Consider the following 21,192-nt stretch of genomic DNA (forward strand, 5'->3'; position numbering starts at 1 on the left):
TATGAATTAAACACTACAATCGTTTAAATGAAAAACTCACAAAGGAGAATGTTTATGACAGACTTTGAGAAAAAGCTAACGAATTATGCAGAGCTTGCTGTGAAAAAGGGAGTAAATATTCAAGAGGGACAAACCCTTGTCATTAATGCTTCACTAGAACTCGTCGAGTTTGTAAGACTGGTAGCAAAGACAGCATATAACGCCGGCGCAAGGAATGTTCATGTGGAATGGAGCGATGATAAGCTGACAAGGATAAAATACGACATGGCTCCTGAAGAAGCCTTTGAGGAGTATCCTGAATGGAAAGCGAGAGGGTTTGAAGAGCTTGCCGAAAAGGGAGCTGCTTTTATGACCATTAAAGGAACAGACCCTGACCTGCTTAAAGGAGTAGATCCAAAACGTATTTCAGCGGCCAACAAAGCAGCTGGAAAAGCTATGGATACATTCAGAGATTACATACAATCTGATAAGGTAAGCTGGCTTGTCATCGCTGCCCCCACCAGGGAATGGGCCCAAAGAGTGTTCCCGGATTCAACTGGAGAGGAAGCTGTCAGCCATCTGTGGGAAGCTATTTTTAAAGCTGTCCGTGCAGATGTGGATAATCCGGTACAGGCATGGGATGAACATGACCAGAAGCTTCAGGACAAAGCAAAGTTCCTAAATAACAAGCGGTTCCAAAAGCTTCACTATACTGCCCCGGGCACTGACTTAACGATCGAGCTTCCAGAAGAACACATGTGGATTGGCGGTGGAAGCCCTAATAAAAAAGGGGTTCACTTTATTGCCAATATGCCTACTGAAGAGGTTTTTACGGTACCTTTTAAAACGGGAGTAAATGGATATGTAAAGAATTCCAAGCCGCTTAACTACAGTGGAAATTTAATTGATAATTTCACTATCCACTTTAAAGATGGAAAAATCGTGGATTTCTCTGCGGAAGAAGGAGAAGAAACGTTAAAGCATTTAATTGAAACAGATGAAGGCTCTCACTATTTAGGTGAAGTAGCTTTGGTTCCCCACAGTTCGCCAATTTCTCAAACAGGCATTCTATTTTATAACACCCTCTTTGATGAAAATGCATCTAATCATTTAGCGATTGGCAGCGCATATGCTTTTTGTGTAAAAGACGGAGACAAAATGGATAAAAGGGAAAAAGAGAAAAATGGATTAAATACAAGTATAACTCATGTTGATTTTATGATTGGTACTGGGGACATGAACATCGACGGAATCTCCAAAAACGGAGAGAAAGAACCTCTTTTCAGGAATGGAGAGTGGGCTGTCTAGTCTCCTGGAAATGGAGAAGAACTGCTGTAATAGATAACAGCAGTTCTTTTTTCACATGCAATGTTTCGGAGTAGCACAACAAGGAAATGTATTAACCATAAGTACAGGTATGAGAAAGGAGTTGTCACTTTTTATGGGTTTACCAAGGGTATTAACAATCGCTGGCTCTGACACAAGCGGTGGAGCAGGGATTCAGGCTGACTTGAAAACCTTTCAAGAGCTTGGAGTATACGGAATGACCGCTTTAACAACCATTGTTGCCCAGAATCCTTTTAAAGAATGGCAGCATGATGTATATCCTCAAGAACTTTCTGTTCTTGAAGCACAGCTGGATACAGTTTTATCCGGCATAGGAGCGGATGCTGTGAAAACAGGCATGCTCGGTTCCAAAGAGGTGATTGACCTTGCGGCAAAAAAAATAGACGAGCACAACATTGAAACAGTAGTAGTGGATCCTGTCATGGTTTGCAAAGGGACTGATGAGCCTCTTAACCCGGAACTTGACCAGTATTTGAAAGAAGTCCTCGTACCTAAGGCCTTGCTGGTGACACCAAATCTATTTGAAGCTGCCCAGCTGTCCGGCTTGAACCAAGTAAGCACACTTGAAGACATGAAGAAGGCTGCTGAAATCATTTATGAGTCAGGCCCAAGTTTTGTCCTTATAAAAGGGGGAAACGATATCGATCCTGACACTTCAATTGACGTCTTTTATGATGGAAAAAGCTTTGAGTTTGTGGAATCTGAACGCATAAACACAGAGTATACTCATGGCGCAGGCTGTACTCATTCTGCTGCAATTACGGCACAACTGGTCAAAGGGCGGCCAATGAGAGAAGCTATTGAAACAGGTAAGCAATTTGCATCATCTGCCATAAAAGAATCCTTTAAGCTTAATCAATACGTTGGGGCAGTGAATCATACGGCATACCGGTATCATTCAGTGACAAAAGATTAATAGAAAAAGCACCCTGTTTTCCAGCTATTCTCCTCAATTGTTTTTAAACAACTGAGCTGCAGCTACTCACAGGGTGCTTTTTATTTGTAGAGTGGTAATTTAATCAGGGGCTTGAGGACACTGTAAAATTATGAAAGAACTTTGCTTAGAAAGCTTTGAGTACGGGGATGCTGGGGATTATCAAAGACTTCTGCCGGAGTTCCTTCCTCCATAAAAACACCCTCATCAATAAAAAACACTCTGTCCCCTACTTCCTTAGCAAATCCCATTTCGTGTGTGACAACTACCATAGTCATTCCCTCTTGGGCCAGCTCTTTCATTACACTAAGGACATCTCCGACCAGCTCTGGATCTAATGCAGAAGTCGGCTCATCAAACAGCATCACTGTTGGATTCATGGCCAGCGCTCTGGCAATGGCAACCCGTTGTTTTTGCCCCCCTGACAGACTGTTCGGATAAGCAGAAGCTTTGTCAGCCAGCCCTACTTTCTCGAGCAGAGACTTTCCTATTTTGTCAGCTTCCTGTTTTGCCATTCCTTTAACCTTTTGAGGAGCCAAAGTTACATTCTCTAATACTGTTTTGTGAGGGAATAGGTTAAAATGCTGAAAAACCATTCCTACTCGTGAACGAACATCATTAATGTCAGTAGTAGGATCAGTGATGTCGTCCCCGTCTACAATGACTTGCCCTGATGTGATTTCTTCCAGCATGTTCAGGCAGCGCAGAAATGTACTCTTCCCTGAGCCCGATGGGCCTATAACACACACTACTTCTTTCTCCCTGATTTCAGTAGTAATCCCCTTTAACACTTCTGTGTCACCAAAGGACTTTCTTAAATCTTTAACTGTAATCATTCTCGTTCCAGCCTCCGTTCATAGCGGCGTAATATAACCATTGACGGAATTGTGATTATGAGGTAGAACACACACACCATGAGGTAGGGCTCAAAGTAAACAAAGGTTCCGCTGGCATATTGCCGGCCTTGGTAAAGAATGTCTGTCACTGCAATAGCTGAAAATAAAGATGTATCTTTTAAACTGATAATGAACTGATTTCCAAGCGGTGGAATCATTCTTTTTAAAGCCTGGGGCCAAATAATGTAGCGCATTGTCTGGGAAGAAGAAAGTCCCAATGAACGCCCTGCCTCGGTCTGACCTTTTTCTACAGATTGAACAGACCCTCGTACAATTTCAGCAATGTAGGCTCCAGCGTTAAGGGCAATTGCCAAAATGGATGCTGTCAGCTTATCCAAATTAACCCCCAGCAGTTCTGGAAGACCAAAATATAAAAAGAAAATCTGTGCCAAAAGAGGAGTACCCCTTACAATTTCAACATAAACCGTGGCTATTCCATAAACCAGTTTATTATTTGATATCCTCATTAATCCAAATATAGCACCAATAATAAAACCAAAAAATACCCCGACAAAGGTAATTAACAAGGTATATTGCAGACCCTGCAATAAAAAGGGCATAACGTCTATGTAATGATTAGCTGTATAAAGATACATGACGGAATATTTCATTCCTTCCTTTTCTAAGTGGTAAAAAGCGTGACAAGTAGATACCTGCCACGCTCTTTTTCCTTATAATCCTTCTGGACGGTCACCGAACCATTTCTCGTAAATATCTCCAAATGTTCCATCTTCCTTGAGTGCATCAATTGCTGCATCTACTTCATCAACCAGCTCTGAACCTTTAGGAAAAGCAATTCCGTATTGCTCTCCCGTAAGCGTATCGCCTACGATTTGAAGCTCTCCGCCTGTCTCGGTTTCAGCATAGTATTGTACGTTTGGAAGATCATAAAGAACTGCATCTGCTCTTTCTGTTAATACAGCTTGGTAAGCCTCTGGAATTTCTGGAAATGCTTCAATGTTTGCTTCTGTGTTTTCGTTTAAGTAGTCTTCGCTTGTTGACCCAACACGAGTCGCTACTGTTAAACCATCCACATCATCAATAGATTGTATATCTGATCCGTCTTTTACAGCCAGCACGAGCCCGGCATCATAATATGGCTGAGAAAAATCTATGTTTTCTTGACGTTCTTCCGTAATTGTCATACCTGCAATACCCATATCAAAACGTTCTGATGGAATAGCAGCAACAATTCCTGAGAACTCCATTTGTTCAATTTCAATTTCAAATCCAGCTTCATCTGCTATAGCGTTAATTAAGTCGATATCAAATCCAACTAATTCACCATCTTCAAGAAACTCAAATGGAATGTAATTGTTATCAGTCGCCACAGAATAGGTTTCTGTCTCTCCGTCTGAAGCTGCTTCTTCACTATCTTCCTCTGTGCCTTCAGTTTCTTCTTCAGCAGCATCCTCCGTCTCTGCATCTACACCAGTATCCTCATCCCCGCCAGTATCCTCTGCTTCGCCACAGGCTGCTGCGAACATGAGAATAAATGACATAAGAAGAAATAATAATACCTTTTTCATGCGTTATCCCCCTTTTGTACTAATCTATTTCTACTTACAAAGTGGATTATATCATAAAATTACATATAATTTATTAATTTTCAAAAAATTTTACTTGTGAACTCGAAATTTGAAATTATTCAATAAAACACTTTTTTCGTAGAAACAAAGCGATTTTTATAATTATGCAAATAAGGTTAATATTTACCTCTTCCTCTCATATATAGGGAAAAGAGACTATATACGTTTTACTCGCTCTCTAACTAAATATTTTGAATATTTGATTTTGTCTGGTATGATAAACATGCAACAATCATATACGAAAGGATGACTTTCATGCACCGATACTCTTCAACGTTTATTTCTGATGTTACTTACGAGTCTGAGGTCTTTCATGACATCCCTTGTCGTTTTTCATTAACTGTTGCCTTTAACCGGCCCAAAGGCCGCCACCTTTCTTTGATATTGTCGAATCCCTTTACTTATGAAGAAGACCGGGGAGACCCTGCTTTAAAACAGCTGGAAAACCTGGCCGTCAATCATCTTCATGATGTTTCTTCGATGACCATTATCAGCCTTCTCCCTTTTTGCGGAGACTCTGAAGAAGTAAAAATCCATACCCAGGAATCCATGCATAGAAGTACGTATGAAACAATTATAAAAAGAAACCAAAGCACCATCAAAAAAGCTGCTGCCTTGTCAGATGGTTTAGTAACAGCCTGGGGGCCACCTCCTTACAATGTTAAAAGAGATCTTGTCGGGCGCTTGTATCAAAAAGAGAAAAGGTGGCTTTTGAAATTCCTCAAAGCTGAAGACAAGCCGCTTTTCGTGCTGGACAAAAATGAAGAACAGCCATTGACAAAAGGATCCCATCCCCGTGAACCTCACAGAGGTAATTCGTGTGTCGGGCTGATTCCTTCGCTTATCATAAGCAGCACCCGTGTAGGTATAGCCGAAGCATAACAGCTAACAAATAAGAAGAACCCTCTTGGAGGAGCCTTCGGTGGCTGTTGAGAAACTCTTCTCAACAGCCTTTTTCATGAGCTGAAAAAAATTAGAACTGTAAATGATTTTGCTTGAGAACACTTAGCTTCCCTTGAAAGCACAAACTCGTAATGGTTCAAGCAACCTCAAAAAAATGAATCCTTCAAAGAGGATCTTCTTTTTTATGTTTCTTACCAAAGCTTTTATGAGGGCACTTCAACAATAGGTAAATAAATAGTAAAAGAGGTCCCTTTATTCACTTCACTTTTCACTTTAATTTCTCCATTCATTGCCTTAATAATGCTGTAAACAACCATCGTGCCTAATCCAGTGCCTTTGTCTTTAGTGGTATAAAAAGGCGTTCCTAATCTTTCAATCTGTTCATCATTCATCCCTGACCCTGTATCTTCAACCTGTATGACTCCTATTTGCTCTTCTCGTCTTATGGAAATTGTAATCTTGCCACCTTCAGGCATGGATTCTATGCCATTTTTTATTACATTAATCAGACATTGATGAAACTTTTCCCCTTCTCCTGCCACATGAACTTCTCCTGTTTTTTTCACTTCAATCTTCACATTATTCATAGAAGCAAATGGGCTGACTACTTTTAAGATGTATTGTATCTCCTTATTGATGTTCAAGATTGTTACATCCTCAATTGTCGGCTTGGCAAAAGTAAGATAATCACTAATTGTTCTCTCCGCTCTGTTAAGCTCCTCTAAAGCAAAGGTAATATAATATTGCTTGGTATCCTCTGTAATATCCGAATCTCTTAATAGCTGAATAAACCCCTTTGTTACTGTTAACGGGTTTCTCACTTCATGAGAAATACTAGCTGCAATCTCGCTGACCGTTTTAAGCTTTTCAAGCTTTCTCAGTTCTTTTTCAAGAGCCTTGTCTTTTCTCCCTTTTTCAATAAAATTAATAAACGAGAAAATAGCAGCAGTCTGAACGATTAGAAAGAGAATTATAAAGCTGATATACCTTCCGCTTACTATTTCCGGATAGATCAAAAATGTAACCAAAAGCATGGTTAGAATCCCTGCAGAAGAAACAGTTAATGACAGTGTTACTTTTTTCTTTATACTAGGAGCATTTTTATACCGTGGAATGATATACAGAAGAAGACCTAATATCATAATGTTTACCAAAAGTGCCCCGTACACTCCCTGCCCTTCCATTGATAAACGATATGCTATAAGAATAATAAATAATGAAACCGCTACCTTCCTTCCTCCGTATAAGGCGCCCAGAATAAATGGCACTTGCCGTAAATCAAAAATATGGCCAGTATCGCTGAAATTAACTGTAAAAGTCATACAAAGAATAATAGAAAGTCCGGAAATAATGACAAGAAGCAACTTGTTTACTGAAACTGAAGTCTTATCTTCTATGAATTTTTGATAGATAAAGAAAAAAGTAAAAACGAAAAATATATTTAAAAGAAATGTTTGCAAATCATCAATTATATACTGAATCTTAATCACCCCAAACTTTCACTTAACGCCTAAGCCCACACTAAACCAGACAACTATTGAAAGTCACATTTATGTAAATAGCATCTGTAATCCTTGAGCCTACTCAATGATGGAAGTGCTGCCAGTTACGCATACGTCATTACAAAATGCAGTACAACAGTAGAAGACGTTGAATTTATATACGTATGATTCCTGTCTCCGTTAAATTTTATGGAATCAAACTCTGATAAAGAAAACGTCTCATTTTCGATAACTAAGGAAAGCTCTCCTTTCATTACTGTTACATATTCAATAACACCAGGCTGGTGAGCGCCTGGAGAATATATACTGTTTGGCTTTAAGAAAGCACGGTGTATTTCGCTCGTAGCAAAGGCAGGCATGTTAAACATCGGTTCCAGGGTGCATGCCTTATTTTCGCTCACTACTTTATTCCCCACACCTTTTCTGGAAATTTCCACTTCCTCTGGTTCCTTTACTAACAAGGAAATGGGGATAGATAAACCGTTTGCTATTTTCCAGATTACCGAAAGGGAAGGGTTTGCTTCTCCTCTTTCAATGTTTCCTAAAGTCAACTTGCTTACCTCTGTTGCCTCAGCCAAGTTCTGGAGACTCATTCCTCGTTCTCTGCGAATTGACCTTAACGTTTCCCCTACCTGTTTGGCCAGCCTGGCTGCGTCAAAGTGGTGATTGTCACGACTCAAAACATTTCCTCCTTTTTATAGTATTAAACAATGTAGTATAATATATTTTATTAAAAGTTAATAATATTATACTAACAAACACGGAGGTACGTATGAGAGAAATAGTAATCGGTTTTCTTGCTTCCATGTTCTTTGCAGTTACCTTCATTTTAAATCGATCTATGGAGCTGTCGGGTGGAAGCTGGCTGTGGAGCTCCTCTCTTCGCTTTATTTTTATGTTTCCATTTTTTTTGCTCATAGTATTTTTTCGCCGTAACGGAAAACAAGTCCTCCAGGAAATTAAAAAACAGCCCCTTCCCTGGATTATGTGGAGTTTTGTAGGGTTTGTCATGTTTTATGCCCCCTTGACGTATGCAGCCTCCTACGGACCTGGGTGGCTTATTGCCGGAACCTGGCAGATCACTATCATAGCCGGGGCATTGTTGGTTCCCTTTTTCTTTACTGAAAAAGTAAAAACAGCAAAAGGGATGAAAACAGTTCGAAAAAAAACTCCTAAAAAATCCTTAGCTATCTCATTATTCATTTTAGCCGGGGTATTGCTTATTCAGCTCCAGCATGCCAGCTCACTCCCTCTTCATACATTCATAGCTGGAATACTTCCGGTCCTTATCGCAGCGTGTGCATATCCCCTCGGCAATCGTAAAATGATGGAGATAAGCGGCGGGCGCCTGGATACGTTCCAACGGATATTTGGGATGACATTGGTAAGTCTTCCTTTCTGGCTGCTGCTCAGCTTCATTGCTTTTATCGATTCAGGAGCTCCTTCAACCGATCAAGTGGTTCAAACCTTTATTGTAGCTGTTTTTTCTGGAGTCATTGCAACAACCTTGTTTTTTGTTGCTACAGACAGAGTAAAACATAATCAAGGAAAGCTTGCTGCTGTTGAAGCAACACAATCAACACAGGTTTTATTTGTCTTAGCTGGCGAAGTCTTTTTATTGTCATCTCCTTTACCAAATGGCCTGGCTATAGGCGGATTATTCATTATCATGCTTGGTATGCTTTTGCACAGCTACCTTTCAAAACTCAGCTCCCCGTCCCAGCGTACTCCCTTTCTTTTTCATAAGAGCAAAGGTGAAAAACTTTAATATTAATTTTTCTTATAGTGGTTATTCTAAGGAAAAACACACAAGAAGGAGCAGAGGTATGGATCATAAAAAGGAAGAGCAAAACAGCGAAGAAGCATACACGGATTTTGCCAATGTAGAAACACAGAGGAACTTTTTAACGAGAGAAGACCTTATTGAAGGCCCTTATGGGTCTCCGATAAATAGAGACGAGCCAGTAAAAAATAAAACCACTCCATGGGAAAAGGACCAACAATACTACAGCGCCTTCACCTACGAATTTAGAAACCTTCACCAAAATCTTCCGAGACAATTCCCTGGCGCCCATCCACCCCATGACGAAAAAAAGAAAAAGGAAGAAAAACCTTACTCTACTCCCGAATCAGATTGATAGTTATCTAAGAGGTTTTTTATGATGTAGATGAATAAAGCTCCCTCCTTTTGTGAAGCACTCGTATCCTGATTTTTCGGGCTTTATTCATCATCTTCCTCTGAATTGTTTAACGCTTTTAAGAAAATGATTGTTGGAAGCAAAAAGCCCAGGGCGGCCTGCATGAGTGCAAAAAACCTTGCACTTCCTACCGGTACCAGGTCACCGTAGCCCACTGACAGGATCGTAACCCCGCTGAAATATAAAAAGTTTAAAAATGTTGGTTCTGCCGGATCCTCAGTAGGATCATTTATTACTAACACCGTTTCCTGAAAAGACAGCAAATAGTAAAGGAAAGCAAACCCTAACGTAAGCCCTAATAAAACAAAAAACAAATTATAAAATAAGACAGAGTCATAGCCTGCTTTCTTAAATGTCTTGTTTGTGAAAAAATAAAAAAGATTACCAATTAAAAATAAAATTGTTAATAAAATTAATATACCTGCAAACATAGACTCTCTCCCCTTTCCCTACTGCTTACTACCCCTCCCTTTTTCAAAAAAAACGTTTTTCATTTTTTATACCTTATGTGATAACGGGAAATCAAATTGTTCCTTTAGAAAAAAACAGAGCAGCAGAAAATGTTTGATTACTTAGGGGGACTCTCATTTAACGCAGCAATTGATGAGGTTGGAAACATTAAGGAATCAGGGTAAAAACAAATAAAAGAGTTACAAAAAAGATGGTGCTGCCAAGAGCTTTAGGACACCATCTTTATTATTATTTTATTCATTCTCCAATACGATTCTGCCATTGATCCTGCCATCCCTTAAATTTACAAGGGGCATATTCATTATGTAGCTTTATTAGAAGCCTTTTGAGCTGAATCTGAAATTTCATAGGACTTGAATTTAACCATTGAAATAATGCCTAAAACAGGACCAATGCTTAACAGGCTGAATACCCACTGCCAGCCAACTGTTCCTTGAAGCAAAGGAATGAGGTTTATAGAGAAAATAGTAATAAGAAAACCGATGCACATTTGAAATGTTAAGGCCGTACCCACATACTCTACGTCCGCAAACTCAGAGACAGCTGCCGAAAATTGAGCTGAATCTGAAATAACAAAAATTCCCCAGATGACAGCAAGAGCAAAAGTAAGCCAAATCGATTGACCAAACGTAAACCCTATTAAAATAGCACACACTCCACTGACTCCCATTGAAATAATGGTTAAATACGCTCTGCCGATTTTATCTGCTACCAGTCCTCCCACTACACAGCCGACTCCACCAGCTATCCCAATAGAAATAAAGGAGGCCAGAGCAATAAACCACGTGCTTACTTCTGTCGTTTGTGCGGTAAAGCTGGCTGTAAGAAACACGGGAAGCCAAGTCCACATAGCATACAACTCCCACATGTGACCAAAGTAACCATAATTCGCAAGCATTACTGGTTTATTTTTGACTACTTTTCGTATTAACTTAAAGGAAAAAGGAGTTTTGCCTGGTGAGCCAGGTGCATCTTTAAGTAAGAAATAAACTATAAAAGCCGCTGTCAAAGCGAGAATCGAACTTGTCACAATAACCATTTGCCAATTGACCGCCAAGAAAAATATAACAATAAAATGAGGAAGAGAAGACCCGAGGGTCAACGCTGCAATCAGGATGCCAATAGCCACCCCTCTTTTTTTGGGAAACCACTGGGACAGCAATTTTACTGCTGTAGGATACACCCCAGCAAGCGTGACACCGGTCAATATTCGAAGTGCAATCCCTATCCACGCACTTTGAGAGAAAATTAACAATAAATTTAATAGAGCCCCTGCCAATGCTGATACTGCAAATACCTTTCTCGTATTAAAACGGTCAGCTATACCTAAATAGGAACTAAATAAAGCACCGATCACAAACCCTATAGGAACAGAAGCTGTAACCCATGCTTCTGTAGCCGGGGTCAAAGCCCAGAGATCTCTAAGTTCCTGGACGATAACGGAAGCACTAAACCACAAACTTAAAGCAAATAACTCAGCAACAGCAATTAAAAATAAAGCCCACCACTTTCCGTTTTTCACGAACATCTTCCTCCCCCGGGACGGCAGCTTCTCTTAATAAATTACTTTGTTAAAGTCCAATGTTGTCTTAAAAGCGCATGACGCCTTCAGGAAAAGCCTTAGCTGAAGAGACCATGCCTGAGGCATAGAAGATACCGGAATGAATGGATCTCCCACTGGTACCTTTAGGTGTAAATGAACCTCTTTTAAACAAACATCAACCATAAAGTAACAAAGCCCTATTGTTTAGCCATCGCTATATTTCCATAGTAAAAAGTATAAGGTGTCTTGTAAACCTTTTCAAAATATTCTTACTTTATGTTTCGAAAAAATTTCTATACAATAAAATAAACCAAACAAATTGTGAGGTAATAAAACATGGAGAAATTAAGAGAAAAGAACCTGGAATTTATTAAAGAAATAAAGAAAGAAGATCCTTCTTATTTCGACCGCTTAAAAGAAGGACAGTCACCAGAGTACTTCGTCATTGCGTGCAGTGATTCCCGAGTCTGTCCTTCTGTTATTACCCAGATGCCTTTAGGCAATCTTTTTATTCAGCGGAACATTGCAAATCAAGTAAATGAAAATGATGAAAGTCTTACAGCAAGCTTATATTATGCTTTAAAGCACCTGAAAGTAGAGAAAATCATTATTAAAGGTCATACTGGCTGCGGCGGGGTGAAAGCAGCAGCTGACGGAAATGATGAGCCTGAGCTAAAAGACTGGATTGAAAGCATTCAGAGTTCTCTTCCGGCTGAGAAAACAGACCACTCTCTTGATGACTTAGCAAAGATGAATGTTTTGGCTCAAGTGGAAAAGCTGAAACAACACCCTACTTATATCAAACACGGCAAGGGAGTGCCCGTTATCGGCTGTATGTTCCATGTGGAAACAGGAGAATTAGAAGAGCTTGAAACAGTTATTGCGTCTGCCGGAGATGTAGAAGAAACAATATAATAGCAAAAGAAAAGGCAGGAGTTTTCCTGCTTTTTCTTTTTGCCCTTCTGTTGCCTTTTTTCAACAAACTCCCCCATATTTTTTATTTACTGAATATTTCTTTATATTTACTGCGTTCCATCATCTTCCTGTGATACATTAAATACGACAATTACTACATAGGAGCAAAAAATGAAAAAACAATTGTGGCTTTATATTGCACTTTGCATCAGTTCTTGTTTATTTTTAGTATTTTTTATTTTTTATTTGATGGAAAAAGAGCAGCCGTACCAATGGTTCACTGGGATGGGAGAAGACATTGCTATTTCTTCAGACGACTCTGCCATTGCTTTTTCCTATTATGTAGATGGCTGCCGCTCAATTTATACGGCAGATCCCAGCGGCTCCATACAGGGGAAGGTCACAAAAGATAAATGTGCTCAGGAACACGCGCCCGCTTTTTCATCCGATGGAAACTATATCTTATATTTAGCGGAAGGTGATCCGTTAGTCAGTTCATTGTTTTTATACTCTAAAGAGGATAGAGAAGTAACCCGTGTAACTGGTGATTCTTTACATGTCAGAGACGCTGTGTTTTCCAGGGAAGGAGATACCGTTTATTTTATAGGAATAAAAGCAGAGGATTGGCTGGCTGAAGAACATGAGGATGCTGGAGGGTTTGATTTATATTCAGTGGATTTAGAGGATGGCGAACTATCGAAGCTGACGAATCGAGATGATTTTCTGATGAATGATTTATCGATAAGTTCAGATAGCAGCTCACTTCTTTTTACTGCTTATGAGGACATGGAAGAAACTATTTTTCTTCACTCCTTAAAAGAAAGTGATCAGGAAACACCTTCTCCATTAGATAACCTGCCATCCGGACTCTATTCTCCAGAACTTTCACCTGACGGAGAATGGTTTGCCTATACCACAGTCACCGATTTAGCCAGTGAAGATATTTATACATATGAATTATTCCTATACAACAAAGAGAGCGGACAAAGTCAGCAGCTCACTGACAGAGGCTTGAATGTAGATCAGCCTACCTTTTTTAATCAAGATAACCAACTTGCTTTTTTAACCCAGAAAAACTGGCCAGAAACACCAGCTAGTTATAAGCTTGAAACGATCCATCTTGACTCAGGGGAAACCAGTCAAATACACCTGGACACATACGAAATTATTGAAAACAATTGGTCTGTTACTCTTATTTTAGATCAAATAGTCAATGATTACACAACTGGATCCCTTTACCTGCTTACGATTCTGTTTATTACTTATGTCCTCCACCAAAAAAATAAACGTCCGATTGTAGCTATGTTAGTTAGTGCAGGTCTGGGCGTCATTGTTTATGCAACCTGTTATACGGCTGTTTATCTTTATCCCTGGATGAGTCTTTCTATTTTTACTGTAGGTGTTTTTTTAGCTTTATCTGCTATTGTTGCCGGAACAGCTGCCATTTTTTTAGAAAAGTATAAACAACCACCCCTCTCTAAATAATTGAAAACGAAGGCTCAGCTGTTACAAGGAGCCTTCGTCTTAAGGAGTTGTTCTGAAGAATTATTTTTCCCTTGTATTTTTTTCATGATTGATTTCACTTAACTCCTCAGATAATTCTTCGTCAGTCAAGATGTCTTTTTTTGGAGTCTGTGACAGCCTTGCTTTATTTTTATGTTTGTTGTTTCTTGATTGTCCTCTCGTCATGCTATGCGCCCCTCTTTCTCAAATGTGTGGTTATGGTTTGTTTTGAAAAGACCTGGCTCGTTCCTGAGCTTGCTGAAGCTTTGACATGGCTTCCTCCACATCCCGCTGTTCCTGCTTAACCTGCTGCTGTGCATGAAAAAGCTGCTGTGTCTCTTTTTGTACTTGCTGTTGAGCTTGCAATAATTGATCATTTTCATCCTGCAGCTGCTGATGGGCTTGTTGTACTTCCTGCTGAGCTTGCTGCAATTGCTGTTCTTCTTCATGGTTAAAAGCCTGAATAGTTTGAAGCTGCTGCTGAGCCTGTGCCACTTCCTGCTCTGCTTGTTGGAGAAGTATACTATCCTTTACTTGTTCAATGCCTTCCTGAGCAAATTCAACATCCTGCTGGGCCTGGTTGTAGTTCAAGCTAGCCTGTGTATTTTGCAGAGCCTGCTCAGCTTGCTGTACATCCTGCTGAGCCTGAGTATAATTCATGCTCGCCTGAGTATTCTGCAAAGCCTGTTCAGCTTGCTGTACATCCTGCTGAGCCTGAGTGTAATTCATGCTCACCTGAGTATTCTGCAAAGCCTGTTCAGCTTGTTGTCTATCCTGCTGGGCCTGATTATCAAAGTCTTCAATTACATCCTCGAAACTGGCCGTCACTTGAGAACTAGACGCAGTTTGTGTATCTTCAGCTAATTGTTCAGCTTCCTGAATATCTTCCAGAGCAGTGTGCAAGCCTTCCACTTCTTCCTCTTCCTCTACTTCCTGTATAGCTTTTTCTGCAATTTCTTCAGCTTGTTCTTCAAAATTATCCTTATGCTGATCCATTGAGCAACTGCCTCCCATCCATTATTGGTGTAACGCTTCTTGATAGTTATACTGCTCATAATCAATTTTTCTATGCTATAAAGCATTGGTTGGATAGGTTTATCTGCTTTTTCCTACAACCTTAGAACCCAAAAATATATTCAAGCCAGGTTCTTGGCCGCTGATGATTTGCTTCTTCCATCCTTCTTTCAGTGTCAGCCTCTCTTTGGCCTCCTTCTGGCTGAAATCCAGCCTCCTCACCGTCGATTAACTGCTCTAACGTTCTCTCTATATTAATTAATCCAAATCCGTAGTACTCATCATGACCAGCAGGACCTATATCTTCTGTTGTATTTCTTAGTAATTCCATTACTTCTTCGTTTGTTAGTTCTGGGTTGATTGAACGCACAAGTCCTGCAAGCCCTGCAACGTGAGGACATGACATTGAAGTACCTGACATAAATACGTATTCGTCTTGAAGGAAGGTACTTGGAATATGCTCTCCAGGTGCGGTGACATCCATGTACTCTCCGTAATTTGAAAAAATTGCTTTCTCTCCACGCTCATTTACAGCAGAAACAGCCAGAACTTCATCAAATGCAGCCGGGTACATAGGTACGTTTGTATTGTCGTTTCCAGAGGCTGCAATCAGCATCACATCATTGTCATATGCATATTTCACCGCTTCATGAAGCATAGAGGAAGGATGTGCATCCCCGAGGCTTAAATTCATTACATCTGCCCCCTGATCGGTTGCCCACGTAATCCCTTCAACCAATTCATAAAGTGTTCCTTCCCCGTCATCGTCCAAGACTTTTACAGGCATGATTAAATTATCCCAAGAGACACCGGCAATACCTGACACATTGTTTGTAATCGCTGATGCAATGCCAGCTACGTGTGTACCATGCCCGTTGTGATCTTCATAATCATTGTTTCCTGTAAAAGCATTAAAACCGTCCACTAATTTCTCAGCCAAATCAACATGATCCGGATCTACCCCTGTATCTAATACAGCAATGGTTACATTTTCACTTCCCTCAGATATTTCCCACCCTTCAAGGGCCTGGATCATCTCCAAATTCCATTGGTAAGGTCCAAAAAATTCATCGTTTGGAAGAGCTGAGTTTATCTGCTGATCAAATACATAATTGGGCTCTACTTCTGTAATTTCAGGTTCCTTCTTAAGCTCTTCCATCATGTCTGCGGTAGACATTTCCTTGTGCTTAAGTAAATAATACTGGTTACAATGTTTTTCCTCTTCAAATTGTGTATTGTTTTCAAGCCACTGTTGTCCTGCTTCTTCATTGGTGAACTTCACCATTACTTCCCCTTCTTTGTATTCCCTCTCTACTTCCTGTGTCTCTTTTGAATGGACGGAAATTTTCCATCCTACCTCAGGGATGACTTCCTCCGAAATATCATCAGGCACCTCCCCTTCTTCCCACCTGACTTCTGGCTTTTCATCTCCGTTTCCATTTGAAATAAAGAGATTACCTTCACCGTCTGCCACTTCGGCAACCTCACCAACGTACGATTGCACAAATCCAAGATCAATCTCCCCGGCGATCCACTCATCTGACTCTCTCTCATACGCCATTAACATATAGGGAGAGCCTTCCCGGCTGTAGGGATTTGAATAAAAGAGATGTCTATCTATATTACGAGCCAGCACTTCATTACCGGTCGGAGCATAAATATCACGAAGCTTTTCATCTGGGAAATTTCCTGCTTTGTATTGCAGGTCCCCATCTTTAATAAATGCAAACGAATGAAAGTATTTATTTTCTTCGTCCTCTAATTCTTCAAGAAATAACTTCTCCATTTCCGTGCCTTCCTCAACATCTGTCCAGCGTTCCAGCTGTAAAGCCATTTTGTTAATAAACATGGACGTTGTGAATGAAAGATCCTCCGCTAATAAACTGTCCATTTGTGCCTGTATATCTTTCTCGTCAGGGCCTGGAGAATAGCCAGCACCCTCTATATTTTGACAACCAGTGAACAGAAGTAAAATAAGTAACCCGCTAATGTAATGTCTTCTCATTCTCCACACTCCTTACTGATTCTTTGTTTAGAGTGTGCTACTCGTTCTAAAATCAATCCCCTTTTTCCAAATTAACGAACAGAACAAGAAAAAAGCTGAACTTTCACAAGTTCAACTTACCTGTCTTATTATTTTTTTTACGAGAACTACGAGTTGGCTGAACCCTTACTTGTGAATTCAAAGCTGTTACTGGTTTGTCGTTGAAACAATCAACCAATACATTACTGAAAACAAAAACAGAGCTCTCACCGATTGAACAGCCTCCATTTTTTATCTGTCATATGCCTGAAAATACACTTTACTCATACAAAGCCGTTATCTCTCTAATCATTTCCAGGTCTTCTTTCTCTCACTTTTGCTTTTTCTAAAAGCAGAGTAATCCTTGTAATAATTTGTTTTCTTTCCGAGTCAGATTGACTATATTCTAATTGGGACTGAAGAACATGCAATTCTTTTTGTTCCTCTTTATTTAAATAGTTATAGTCGTTCACTAGGCATTATATCCTTTCTTCTCCAACTAAAATTCTTTGGCAAAATAAGATCCACCTATATCATACCACAGGTATTTTATAATTAGGCTTTGTTGCATTCTGGCATTGATTTTCGATCTTTCATCTTCCTCTTTCTTTTTGAAAATCCCTGAGAAATAAAAAAAGCTATAGAAGCTGATATGATAGCTGCCAATACAGGATAATCTCTCCTTTCCCCAAAGCTCACTTCAGAACTGGCATACCCAGCTTCGATCATTGCAGGATCAGGAGAATACATAGCTGTAAGAATCATTCCAGTAAGTATTTCTACAGCGATGAAAATAAACAAGAAGGCTGTGAGAAAAATAAAATAGTTTTTCATTCTTTTTTCACTCTTTCTGTGTTTGGTACTCTCTTTTTACCTTAACATAATCATCCAGTGACTTCCTCTGTTGCTGGTCCCATTCGTTTGAATAGACCAGCCCCCTATACTGGTTAAAGTAGTTATCTTTTGGTAGTGTGGGAAGGAGACTATATTTTGTTTCATTTGAGGGGGCTCTTTTTAGTGAAAAGTAACTTATTACAATCTCTTCCCACCATGGAGTTATTGACACAGGCCATGGATTACACTCGCGTAGGTGTAATTATCACTGATCCAGAACTGCCAGATAACCCAATTATTTACGCAAACAAGGGGTTTATAAATGTAACGGGGTATTCCAGGGAGGAAATCATTGGGAAGAATTGCCGATTTCTACAAGGGGAAAAGACAAATCCAGAAAAAATAAAAGCCATGAAAGAAGCAATAGCACAAAAAATATCGATTTCTATTGAGTTGTACAATTACAGAAAAGACGGAAGAGGATTTTGGAACGAGCTAAACATAGATCCAGTCTATGTAGAAAAAGAGGACAAGTATTATTTTGTAGGCGTTCAAAAAGATATTACACAAGAAAAAGAGTATAGAGAAAGCCTTCAAACCTATTTAGAAGAAATTAATATGCTGTCAACACCTCTTGTCCCCATTTTAGATCATGTTTATGCTATGCCGTTAATCGGAAATGTGGACAAGGAAAGGTTCACCATGATCCATAGCACCATTACTCAGTCAATATATGAATCAAGCATAGAAACCCTTATTCTTGACCTTTCAGGCCTGAACAGTTTTGATGAAGACGTAATCAGTGAAATCTTTTCCTTTCACAAATTACTGAATCTGCTTGGTACTGAGCTGATCGTTACCGGGATTACTCCTCGACTTGCTTTAACTTCCCGAAAGCTTAATTACGATCTGACAACACTGCAAACTTTTGGAACAATTAAAGATGCAATAAAAGAAAGAAGAAGATAGGGCTATCTTCTTCTTTCTTTTATTATTGAAACAGCCTTTTAATATTGATTACAGAAATATATTTTGTTATAAAGCTTAACAGTTCCGCTTTTACCGAAATATCCAGTATTATTTCCTCAACCTTTATATCTCCTTCGCCCATAGGAGGAGTATGATCAACTTGTATGTAGCTGCCTTCTTCAAAGTCTGTGTCATTATGATCTTTAATATCTTTAGAGAAACGCTCTTTAATGGCCGTGAAAATTTCATTTAAATTCTCTACTTTATAAAAATAGGATTTACTAGGATCTCCATTTTCATATGTCCACACATTTAAATTATTCATGGATTATCCTCCTTTTCTGTCATCGTGATGAGTATAATTACACCCTAACAAAGAATAGGAAGAAAATCTATTCAAGACAAAGGCCTGCGCATTCGTAACGCAGGCCAGATTAATCTGTCCCTTATAGCTTTACATTGTCTTCCTGGTTGGTAACAACGACCAGAACCTTCCCCTCATCAAGCTCTTCTTCCAGCTCGGCAGCTTTTGACTCTTCAATTCCAATCTCAGCCATTTTCGACCTTAGTGCGTCACCAGCTTTTCTGAAGACATTTTTTGTTGAAGTACCCAATCCTGTTACACTGGGTCCAATTTTACTGGCATCTGTTTCTTTTTTCATACGCTTAGTATGACCTCGGTCGTGAGAAAGGACAAAAATATCATCATCACTGACACCGTTGCTTTTAAGCTCTTCGATCGTATCAATCACATTTTGGTCGTTTTCAAATAGCTTATAATTCGGTTCCATTGATATCGCCTCCTCGGAATTTCGATACCCTTTTTCACAAGCTTCTAAAACCGGGAGAATGAGAAGATAATGAGCAAGAAAATTTATCAGATAGATCGAGGTATGTTCATAAGGAATGTCAGTTCTTTAGACAGGCTAAACGGCAAGTGAAGAAAACAAAAAGCTGACTCAGAATCGATGTTTCTTGGAGTCAGCTTCTTCTTTTTCAATATTTCCATTATGATTGTATTTCCAGTTTACCTGTTGACCTTTCTTGCGCGATTTTTTGCGATAAAGCCATCTTACATAAACAAAAAAAGCCAGAACGACAAGGGCAAGAAAAACAACTGACAGGCAAATAACAAGCAGGGTACTTAAAGTCAGAGAAACTACACCATCAAAGACAAAAATGCTACCACTCCTTATCTGTGTCATAGTGGCGGCCGCGACAAGCTGGAAATAGATAAGTAGTTAGTCTATAGCCACGTAATGCACAATTTAATGAGTAAGTGGTGTGACTGTTCCATTGAGGTCACCTTACGTGAGGTATTCCTTCATCAATGAGTCTGTAAACTTTGCCTTTTTCATTTTTCTCCCTTTATACAGAGTAACGCCTGAAAAACATCTTCCTTTCTGATAGATTGAACAGCCGAAATGGAGAGGATAAGTCTTTGGCTGACGCTTGGGATTCCTTATATTTTCCTTTTTTCTTGGCAATGATTAAGTAATAGCCTAAAGATGTTTGGAGGACAGGAAATGCTCTTTATCTTTGACCTGATAAAAATAGCTGTAAAGATAAGAAAACTAACCTTGTTTTTAGTGACCATTGTCTTTTTCATTGCCAGTTCCTTCATCATTCACTGGTTGGAGCCAGCTATATTTCCAAACCCCTTTATTGGTTTTTGGTATGTAATGACGACAGTAACTACGACAGGGTATGGGGATTTTGTTCCAGAAACGACTATTGGCAAGGTGTATGGATTGTTTTTATATTTTTTTGGAATTGCCTTGATAGGAGTAGTCATTGGTAAGATTGTTGAAAGCTTTGGGATCTATCGAAAGTTAAAGGAGGAGGGAAAGTTGAATTATAACGGGCACGGTCATTATGTCATAGTAAAGTGGTCAAATAAAGCCAAGCATACAATGAACGAAATCCTAGAAATTGATGAGAAAGCTAAAATAGTTCTAATCGACTCCTTATCTCAAACACCCTTTGAACACGAAAGACTTTACTTTATACAAGGAAACGCGACAGACACGGAAGTACTTGATAAAGCAAATGTATTAGGAGCCAAGGCTGTCTTAATTTTCACGCAGGATAATGAGGTAAATCACGTTAGTGCTGATGGCACCTCATTGCTGACTGTTTCGGCAATTGAAGGCTATGCAGCAGAGAAAAAGAAAGACATTTACACTATTGTAGAAATCCTTAAAGAAAAACATATTCCTAATTTCAAACATGCCAATGTAGATGAGTTTGTCATTGCTGATGAAGCACTTTCCGATTTAATGGCCAAATCAGCCGTAAATAAAGGATCCAGTAGAATAATTATGAACCTGTTGAGCAGAAAAAGTGGAGTTGATATATGGAAACTCCCCAGACATTCGTCCTGGACAACCTACAATGACGCTTTTGATGATCTGAAAAGGAAAGGTGCGATTTTAATTTCTGATCGAAATGACTTTACAATTGTCAGTAAGCTGTCCAAATCAATACCAGAGGATGCAGAATTCTTCGTTATCTGCAGTAAGGATACCCTCAAAAAACTGAAACAAAGTACGAATTAAAATGATTGATAGAC

23 protein-coding genes are annotated in these 21,192 nt (G+C 39.4%); 9 read left to right on the top strand and 14 right to left on the bottom strand.

Annotated features, from left to right (window positions below):
* Positions 1-54: 54 nt before the first annotated feature.
* Positions 55-1,287, top strand: a complete 1,233-nt coding sequence (locus ACFPU1_RS12395) for an aminopeptidase (protein WP_385941596.1) — start codon at positions 55-57, stop codon at positions 1,285-1,287.
* Positions 1,288-1,420: 133 nt separating this feature from the next.
* The gene (gene pdxK / locus ACFPU1_RS12400; RefSeq protein WP_054635641.1) at positions 1,421-2,242 is read left to right on the top strand and encodes a pyridoxine/pyridoxal/pyridoxamine kinase; all 822 of its coding nucleotides are present in this window, start codon (positions 1,421-1,423) and stop codon (positions 2,240-2,242) included.
* 128 nt (positions 2,243-2,370) lie between these two features.
* On the opposite strand, the gene ACFPU1_RS12405 is transcribed toward pdxK, so the two are convergent.
* The 3 genes from ACFPU1_RS12405 to ACFPU1_RS12415 all read right to left on the bottom strand — a co-directional run bounded on the left by ACFPU1_RS12405 (position 2,371) and on the right by ACFPU1_RS12415 (position 4,685).
* Positions 2,371-3,096, bottom strand: coding sequence for an amino acid ABC transporter ATP-binding protein (locus ACFPU1_RS12405; RefSeq protein WP_385941600.1), 726 nt, complete (start codon positions 3,094-3,096; stop codon positions 2,371-2,373).
* Positions 3,093-3,752 carry an amino acid ABC transporter permease gene (locus tag ACFPU1_RS12410; protein ID WP_385941957.1) on the bottom strand — a complete coding sequence of 220 codons (660 nt, stop codon included), beginning with the start codon at positions 3,750-3,752 and terminating at the stop codon, positions 3,093-3,095. The genes ACFPU1_RS12405 and ACFPU1_RS12410 overlap by 4 nt, the downstream gene beginning before the upstream one ends.
* Before the next feature lie 75 nt (positions 3,753-3,827).
* Entirely contained in the window at positions 3,828-4,685 is an 858-nt protein-coding gene (locus tag ACFPU1_RS12415) for a transporter substrate-binding domain-containing protein (RefSeq protein ID WP_385941603.1), read from the bottom strand.
* Between the two features lie 315 nt (positions 4,686-5,000).
* On the opposite strand from ACFPU1_RS12415, the gene ACFPU1_RS12420 reads away from it, so the two are divergent.
* Positions 5,001-5,627 carry a DUF1643 domain-containing protein gene (locus ACFPU1_RS12420; RefSeq protein ID WP_385941606.1) on the top strand — a complete coding sequence of 209 codons (627 nt, stop codon included), beginning with the start codon at positions 5,001-5,003 and terminating at the stop codon, positions 5,625-5,627.
* A 224-nt stretch (positions 5,628-5,851) separates the two neighbouring features.
* Here ACFPU1_RS12420 and ACFPU1_RS12425 read toward each other — a convergent pair whose 3' ends face one another.
* Both ACFPU1_RS12425 and ACFPU1_RS12430 read right to left on the bottom strand, forming a co-directional pair.
* The gene (locus ACFPU1_RS12425) at positions 5,852-7,138 is read right to left on the bottom strand and encodes an ATP-binding protein (RefSeq protein ID WP_385941609.1); all 1,287 of its coding nucleotides are present in this window, start codon (positions 7,136-7,138) and stop codon (positions 5,852-5,854) included.
* A 116-nt stretch (positions 7,139-7,254) separates the two neighbouring features.
* Positions 7,255-7,830 (bottom strand): helix-turn-helix domain-containing protein, encoded by a 576-nt coding sequence (locus ACFPU1_RS12430; protein ID WP_385941615.1) that lies wholly within the window; start codon positions 7,828-7,830, stop codon positions 7,255-7,257.
* A gap of 92 nt (positions 7,831-7,922) precedes the next feature.
* Here ACFPU1_RS12430 and ACFPU1_RS12435 point away from each other — a divergent pair, with 92 nt between their 5' ends.
* Together ACFPU1_RS12435 and ACFPU1_RS12440 are read left to right on the top strand one after the other, a co-directional pair.
* Positions 7,923-8,918 carry a DMT family transporter gene (locus ACFPU1_RS12435; RefSeq protein WP_385941618.1) on the top strand — a complete coding sequence of 332 codons (996 nt, stop codon included), beginning with the start codon at positions 7,923-7,925 and terminating at the stop codon, positions 8,916-8,918.
* Between the two features lie 58 nt (positions 8,919-8,976).
* Positions 8,977-9,288: a hypothetical protein gene (locus ACFPU1_RS12440; protein ID WP_054635604.1), complete on the top strand. Its 312-nt coding sequence runs from the start codon at positions 8,977-8,979 to the stop codon at positions 9,286-9,288.
* A gap of 83 nt (positions 9,289-9,371) precedes the next feature.
* On the opposite strand, the gene ACFPU1_RS12445 is transcribed toward ACFPU1_RS12440, so the two are convergent.
* The gene (locus tag ACFPU1_RS12445; protein WP_054635605.1) at positions 9,372-9,779 is read right to left on the bottom strand and encodes a potassium channel family protein; all 408 of its coding nucleotides are present in this window, start codon (positions 9,777-9,779) and stop codon (positions 9,372-9,374) included.
* A gap of 341 nt (positions 9,780-10,120) precedes the next feature.
* The gene (locus ACFPU1_RS12450) at positions 10,121-11,341 is read right to left on the bottom strand and encodes an MFS transporter (RefSeq protein ID WP_385941623.1); all 1,221 of its coding nucleotides are present in this window, start codon (positions 11,339-11,341) and stop codon (positions 10,121-10,123) included.
* A gap of 357 nt (positions 11,342-11,698) precedes the next feature.
* Between ACFPU1_RS12450 and ACFPU1_RS12455 the strand changes: the two genes are divergently transcribed.
* Both ACFPU1_RS12455 and ACFPU1_RS12460 read left to right on the top strand, forming a co-directional pair.
* Entirely contained in the window at positions 11,699-12,277 is a 579-nt protein-coding gene (locus tag ACFPU1_RS12455; RefSeq protein ID WP_054635606.1) for a carbonic anhydrase, read from the top strand.
* Between the two features lie 171 nt (positions 12,278-12,448).
* Positions 12,449-13,762: a TolB family protein gene (locus ACFPU1_RS12460; RefSeq protein WP_385941627.1), complete on the top strand. Its 1,314-nt coding sequence runs from the start codon at positions 12,449-12,451 to the stop codon at positions 13,760-13,762.
* A gap of 60 nt (positions 13,763-13,822) precedes the next feature.
* Here ACFPU1_RS12460 and ACFPU1_RS12465 read toward each other — a convergent pair whose 3' ends face one another.
* The 5 genes from ACFPU1_RS12465 to ACFPU1_RS12485 form a co-directional block, all read right to left on the bottom strand.
* Complete coding sequence (locus ACFPU1_RS12465; protein ID WP_157049753.1) at positions 13,823-13,966, bottom strand: YfhD family protein; 144 nt, start codon at positions 13,964-13,966, stop codon at positions 13,823-13,825.
* A gap of 30 nt (positions 13,967-13,996) precedes the next feature.
* The gene (locus ACFPU1_RS12470) at positions 13,997-14,776 is read right to left on the bottom strand and encodes a coiled-coil domain-containing protein (protein ID WP_385941630.1); all 780 of its coding nucleotides are present in this window, start codon (positions 14,774-14,776) and stop codon (positions 13,997-13,999) included.
* 121 nt (positions 14,777-14,897) lie between these two features.
* On the bottom strand, positions 14,898-16,799 hold the full coding sequence (locus ACFPU1_RS12475) for a S8 family peptidase (RefSeq protein WP_385941633.1): 1,902 nt from the start codon (positions 16,797-16,799) through the stop codon (positions 14,898-14,900).
* 323 nt (positions 16,800-17,122) lie between these two features.
* Positions 17,123-17,290, bottom strand: coding sequence for a hypothetical protein (locus ACFPU1_RS12480; protein WP_157049756.1), 168 nt, complete (start codon positions 17,288-17,290; stop codon positions 17,123-17,125).
* Between the two features lie 82 nt (positions 17,291-17,372).
* Complete coding sequence (locus ACFPU1_RS12485; RefSeq protein ID WP_385941635.1) at positions 17,373-17,651, bottom strand: hypothetical protein; 279 nt, start codon at positions 17,649-17,651, stop codon at positions 17,373-17,375.
* A gap of 183 nt (positions 17,652-17,834) precedes the next feature.
* Here ACFPU1_RS12485 and ytvA point away from each other — a divergent pair, with 183 nt between their 5' ends.
* Positions 17,835-18,620 (top strand): YtvA family blue-light photoreceptor, encoded by a 786-nt coding sequence (ytvA, locus tag ACFPU1_RS12490; RefSeq protein WP_374701199.1) that lies wholly within the window; start codon positions 17,835-17,837, stop codon positions 18,618-18,620.
* Between the two features lie 22 nt (positions 18,621-18,642).
* On the opposite strand, the gene ACFPU1_RS12495 is transcribed toward ytvA, so the two are convergent.
* Both ACFPU1_RS12495 and ACFPU1_RS12500 read right to left on the bottom strand, forming a co-directional pair.
* Complete coding sequence (locus ACFPU1_RS12495; RefSeq protein ID WP_054635612.1) at positions 18,643-18,945, bottom strand: hypothetical protein; 303 nt, start codon at positions 18,943-18,945, stop codon at positions 18,643-18,645.
* A gap of 121 nt (positions 18,946-19,066) precedes the next feature.
* The gene (locus ACFPU1_RS12500) at positions 19,067-19,411 is read right to left on the bottom strand and encodes a YflT domain-containing protein (protein ID WP_054635613.1); all 345 of its coding nucleotides are present in this window, start codon (positions 19,409-19,411) and stop codon (positions 19,067-19,069) included.
* Between the two features lie 735 nt (positions 19,412-20,146).
* Between ACFPU1_RS12500 and ACFPU1_RS12505 the strand changes: the two genes are divergently transcribed.
* Complete coding sequence (locus tag ACFPU1_RS12505; protein ID WP_385941640.1) at positions 20,147-21,178, top strand: potassium channel family protein; 1,032 nt, start codon at positions 20,147-20,149, stop codon at positions 21,176-21,178.
* The last annotated feature ends 14 nt before the right edge of the window (positions 21,179-21,192 follow it).

It is taken from the genome of Thalassorhabdus alkalitolerans, assembly GCF_042656525.1.
In the GTDB taxonomy this organism is placed as follows: Bacteria; Bacillota; Bacilli; order Bacillales; family Marinococcaceae; genus Thalassorhabdus; species Thalassorhabdus alkalitolerans.

Excerpts from the sequence above, each read along its gene's own strand:
- ACFPU1_RS12420 (WP_385941606.1), top strand. The coding sequence starts at position 5,001 with ATGCACCGATACTCTTCAACGTTTATTTCTGATGTTACTTACGAGTCT.
- ACFPU1_RS12505 (WP_385941640.1), top strand. The coding sequence starts at position 20,147 with ATGCTCTTTATCTTTGACCTGATAAAAATAGCTGTAAAGATAAGAAAA.
- ACFPU1_RS12410 (WP_385941957.1), bottom strand. The coding sequence starts at position 3,752 with ATGTATCTTTATACAGCTAATCATTACATAGACGTTATGCCCTTTTTA.
- ACFPU1_RS12470 (WP_385941630.1), bottom strand. The coding sequence starts at position 14,776 with ATGGATCAGCATAAGGATAATTTTGAAGAACAAGCTGAAGAAATTGCA.
- ACFPU1_RS12435 (WP_385941618.1), top strand. The coding sequence starts at position 7,923 with ATGAGAGAAATAGTAATCGGTTTTCTTGCTTCCATGTTCTTTGCAGTT.
- ACFPU1_RS12465 (WP_157049753.1), bottom strand. The coding sequence starts at position 13,966 with ATGACGAGAGGACAATCAAGAAACAACAAACATAAAAATAAAGCAAGG.
- ACFPU1_RS12485 (WP_385941635.1), bottom strand. The coding sequence starts at position 17,651 with ATGAAAAACTATTTTATTTTTCTCACAGCCTTCTTGTTTATTTTCATC.
- ACFPU1_RS12405 (WP_385941600.1), bottom strand. The coding sequence starts at position 3,096 with ATGATTACAGTTAAAGATTTAAGAAAGTCCTTTGGTGACACAGAAGTG.
- ACFPU1_RS12460 (WP_385941627.1), top strand. The coding sequence starts at position 12,449 with ATGAAAAAACAATTGTGGCTTTATATTGCACTTTGCATCAGTTCTTGT.
- pdxK (WP_054635641.1), top strand. The coding sequence starts at position 1,421 with ATGGGTTTACCAAGGGTATTAACAATCGCTGGCTCTGACACAAGCGGT.
- ACFPU1_RS12500 (WP_054635613.1), bottom strand. The coding sequence starts at position 19,411 with ATGGAACCGAATTATAAGCTATTTGAAAACGACCAAAATGTGATTGAT.
- ACFPU1_RS12440 (WP_054635604.1), top strand. The coding sequence starts at position 8,977 with ATGGATCATAAAAAGGAAGAGCAAAACAGCGAAGAAGCATACACGGAT.
- ACFPU1_RS12445 (WP_054635605.1), bottom strand. The coding sequence starts at position 9,779 with ATGTTTGCAGGTATATTAATTTTATTAACAATTTTATTTTTAATTGGT.
- ACFPU1_RS12395 (WP_385941596.1), top strand. The coding sequence starts at position 55 with ATGACAGACTTTGAGAAAAAGCTAACGAATTATGCAGAGCTTGCTGTG.
- ACFPU1_RS12495 (WP_054635612.1), bottom strand. The coding sequence starts at position 18,945 with ATGAATAATTTAAATGTGTGGACATATGAAAATGGAGATCCTAGTAAA.
- ACFPU1_RS12415 (WP_385941603.1), bottom strand. The coding sequence starts at position 4,685 with ATGAAAAAGGTATTATTATTTCTTCTTATGTCATTTATTCTCATGTTC.
- ACFPU1_RS12475 (WP_385941633.1), bottom strand. The coding sequence starts at position 16,799 with ATGAGAAGACATTACATTAGCGGGTTACTTATTTTACTTCTGTTCACT.
- ACFPU1_RS12455 (WP_054635606.1), top strand. The coding sequence starts at position 11,699 with ATGGAGAAATTAAGAGAAAAGAACCTGGAATTTATTAAAGAAATAAAG.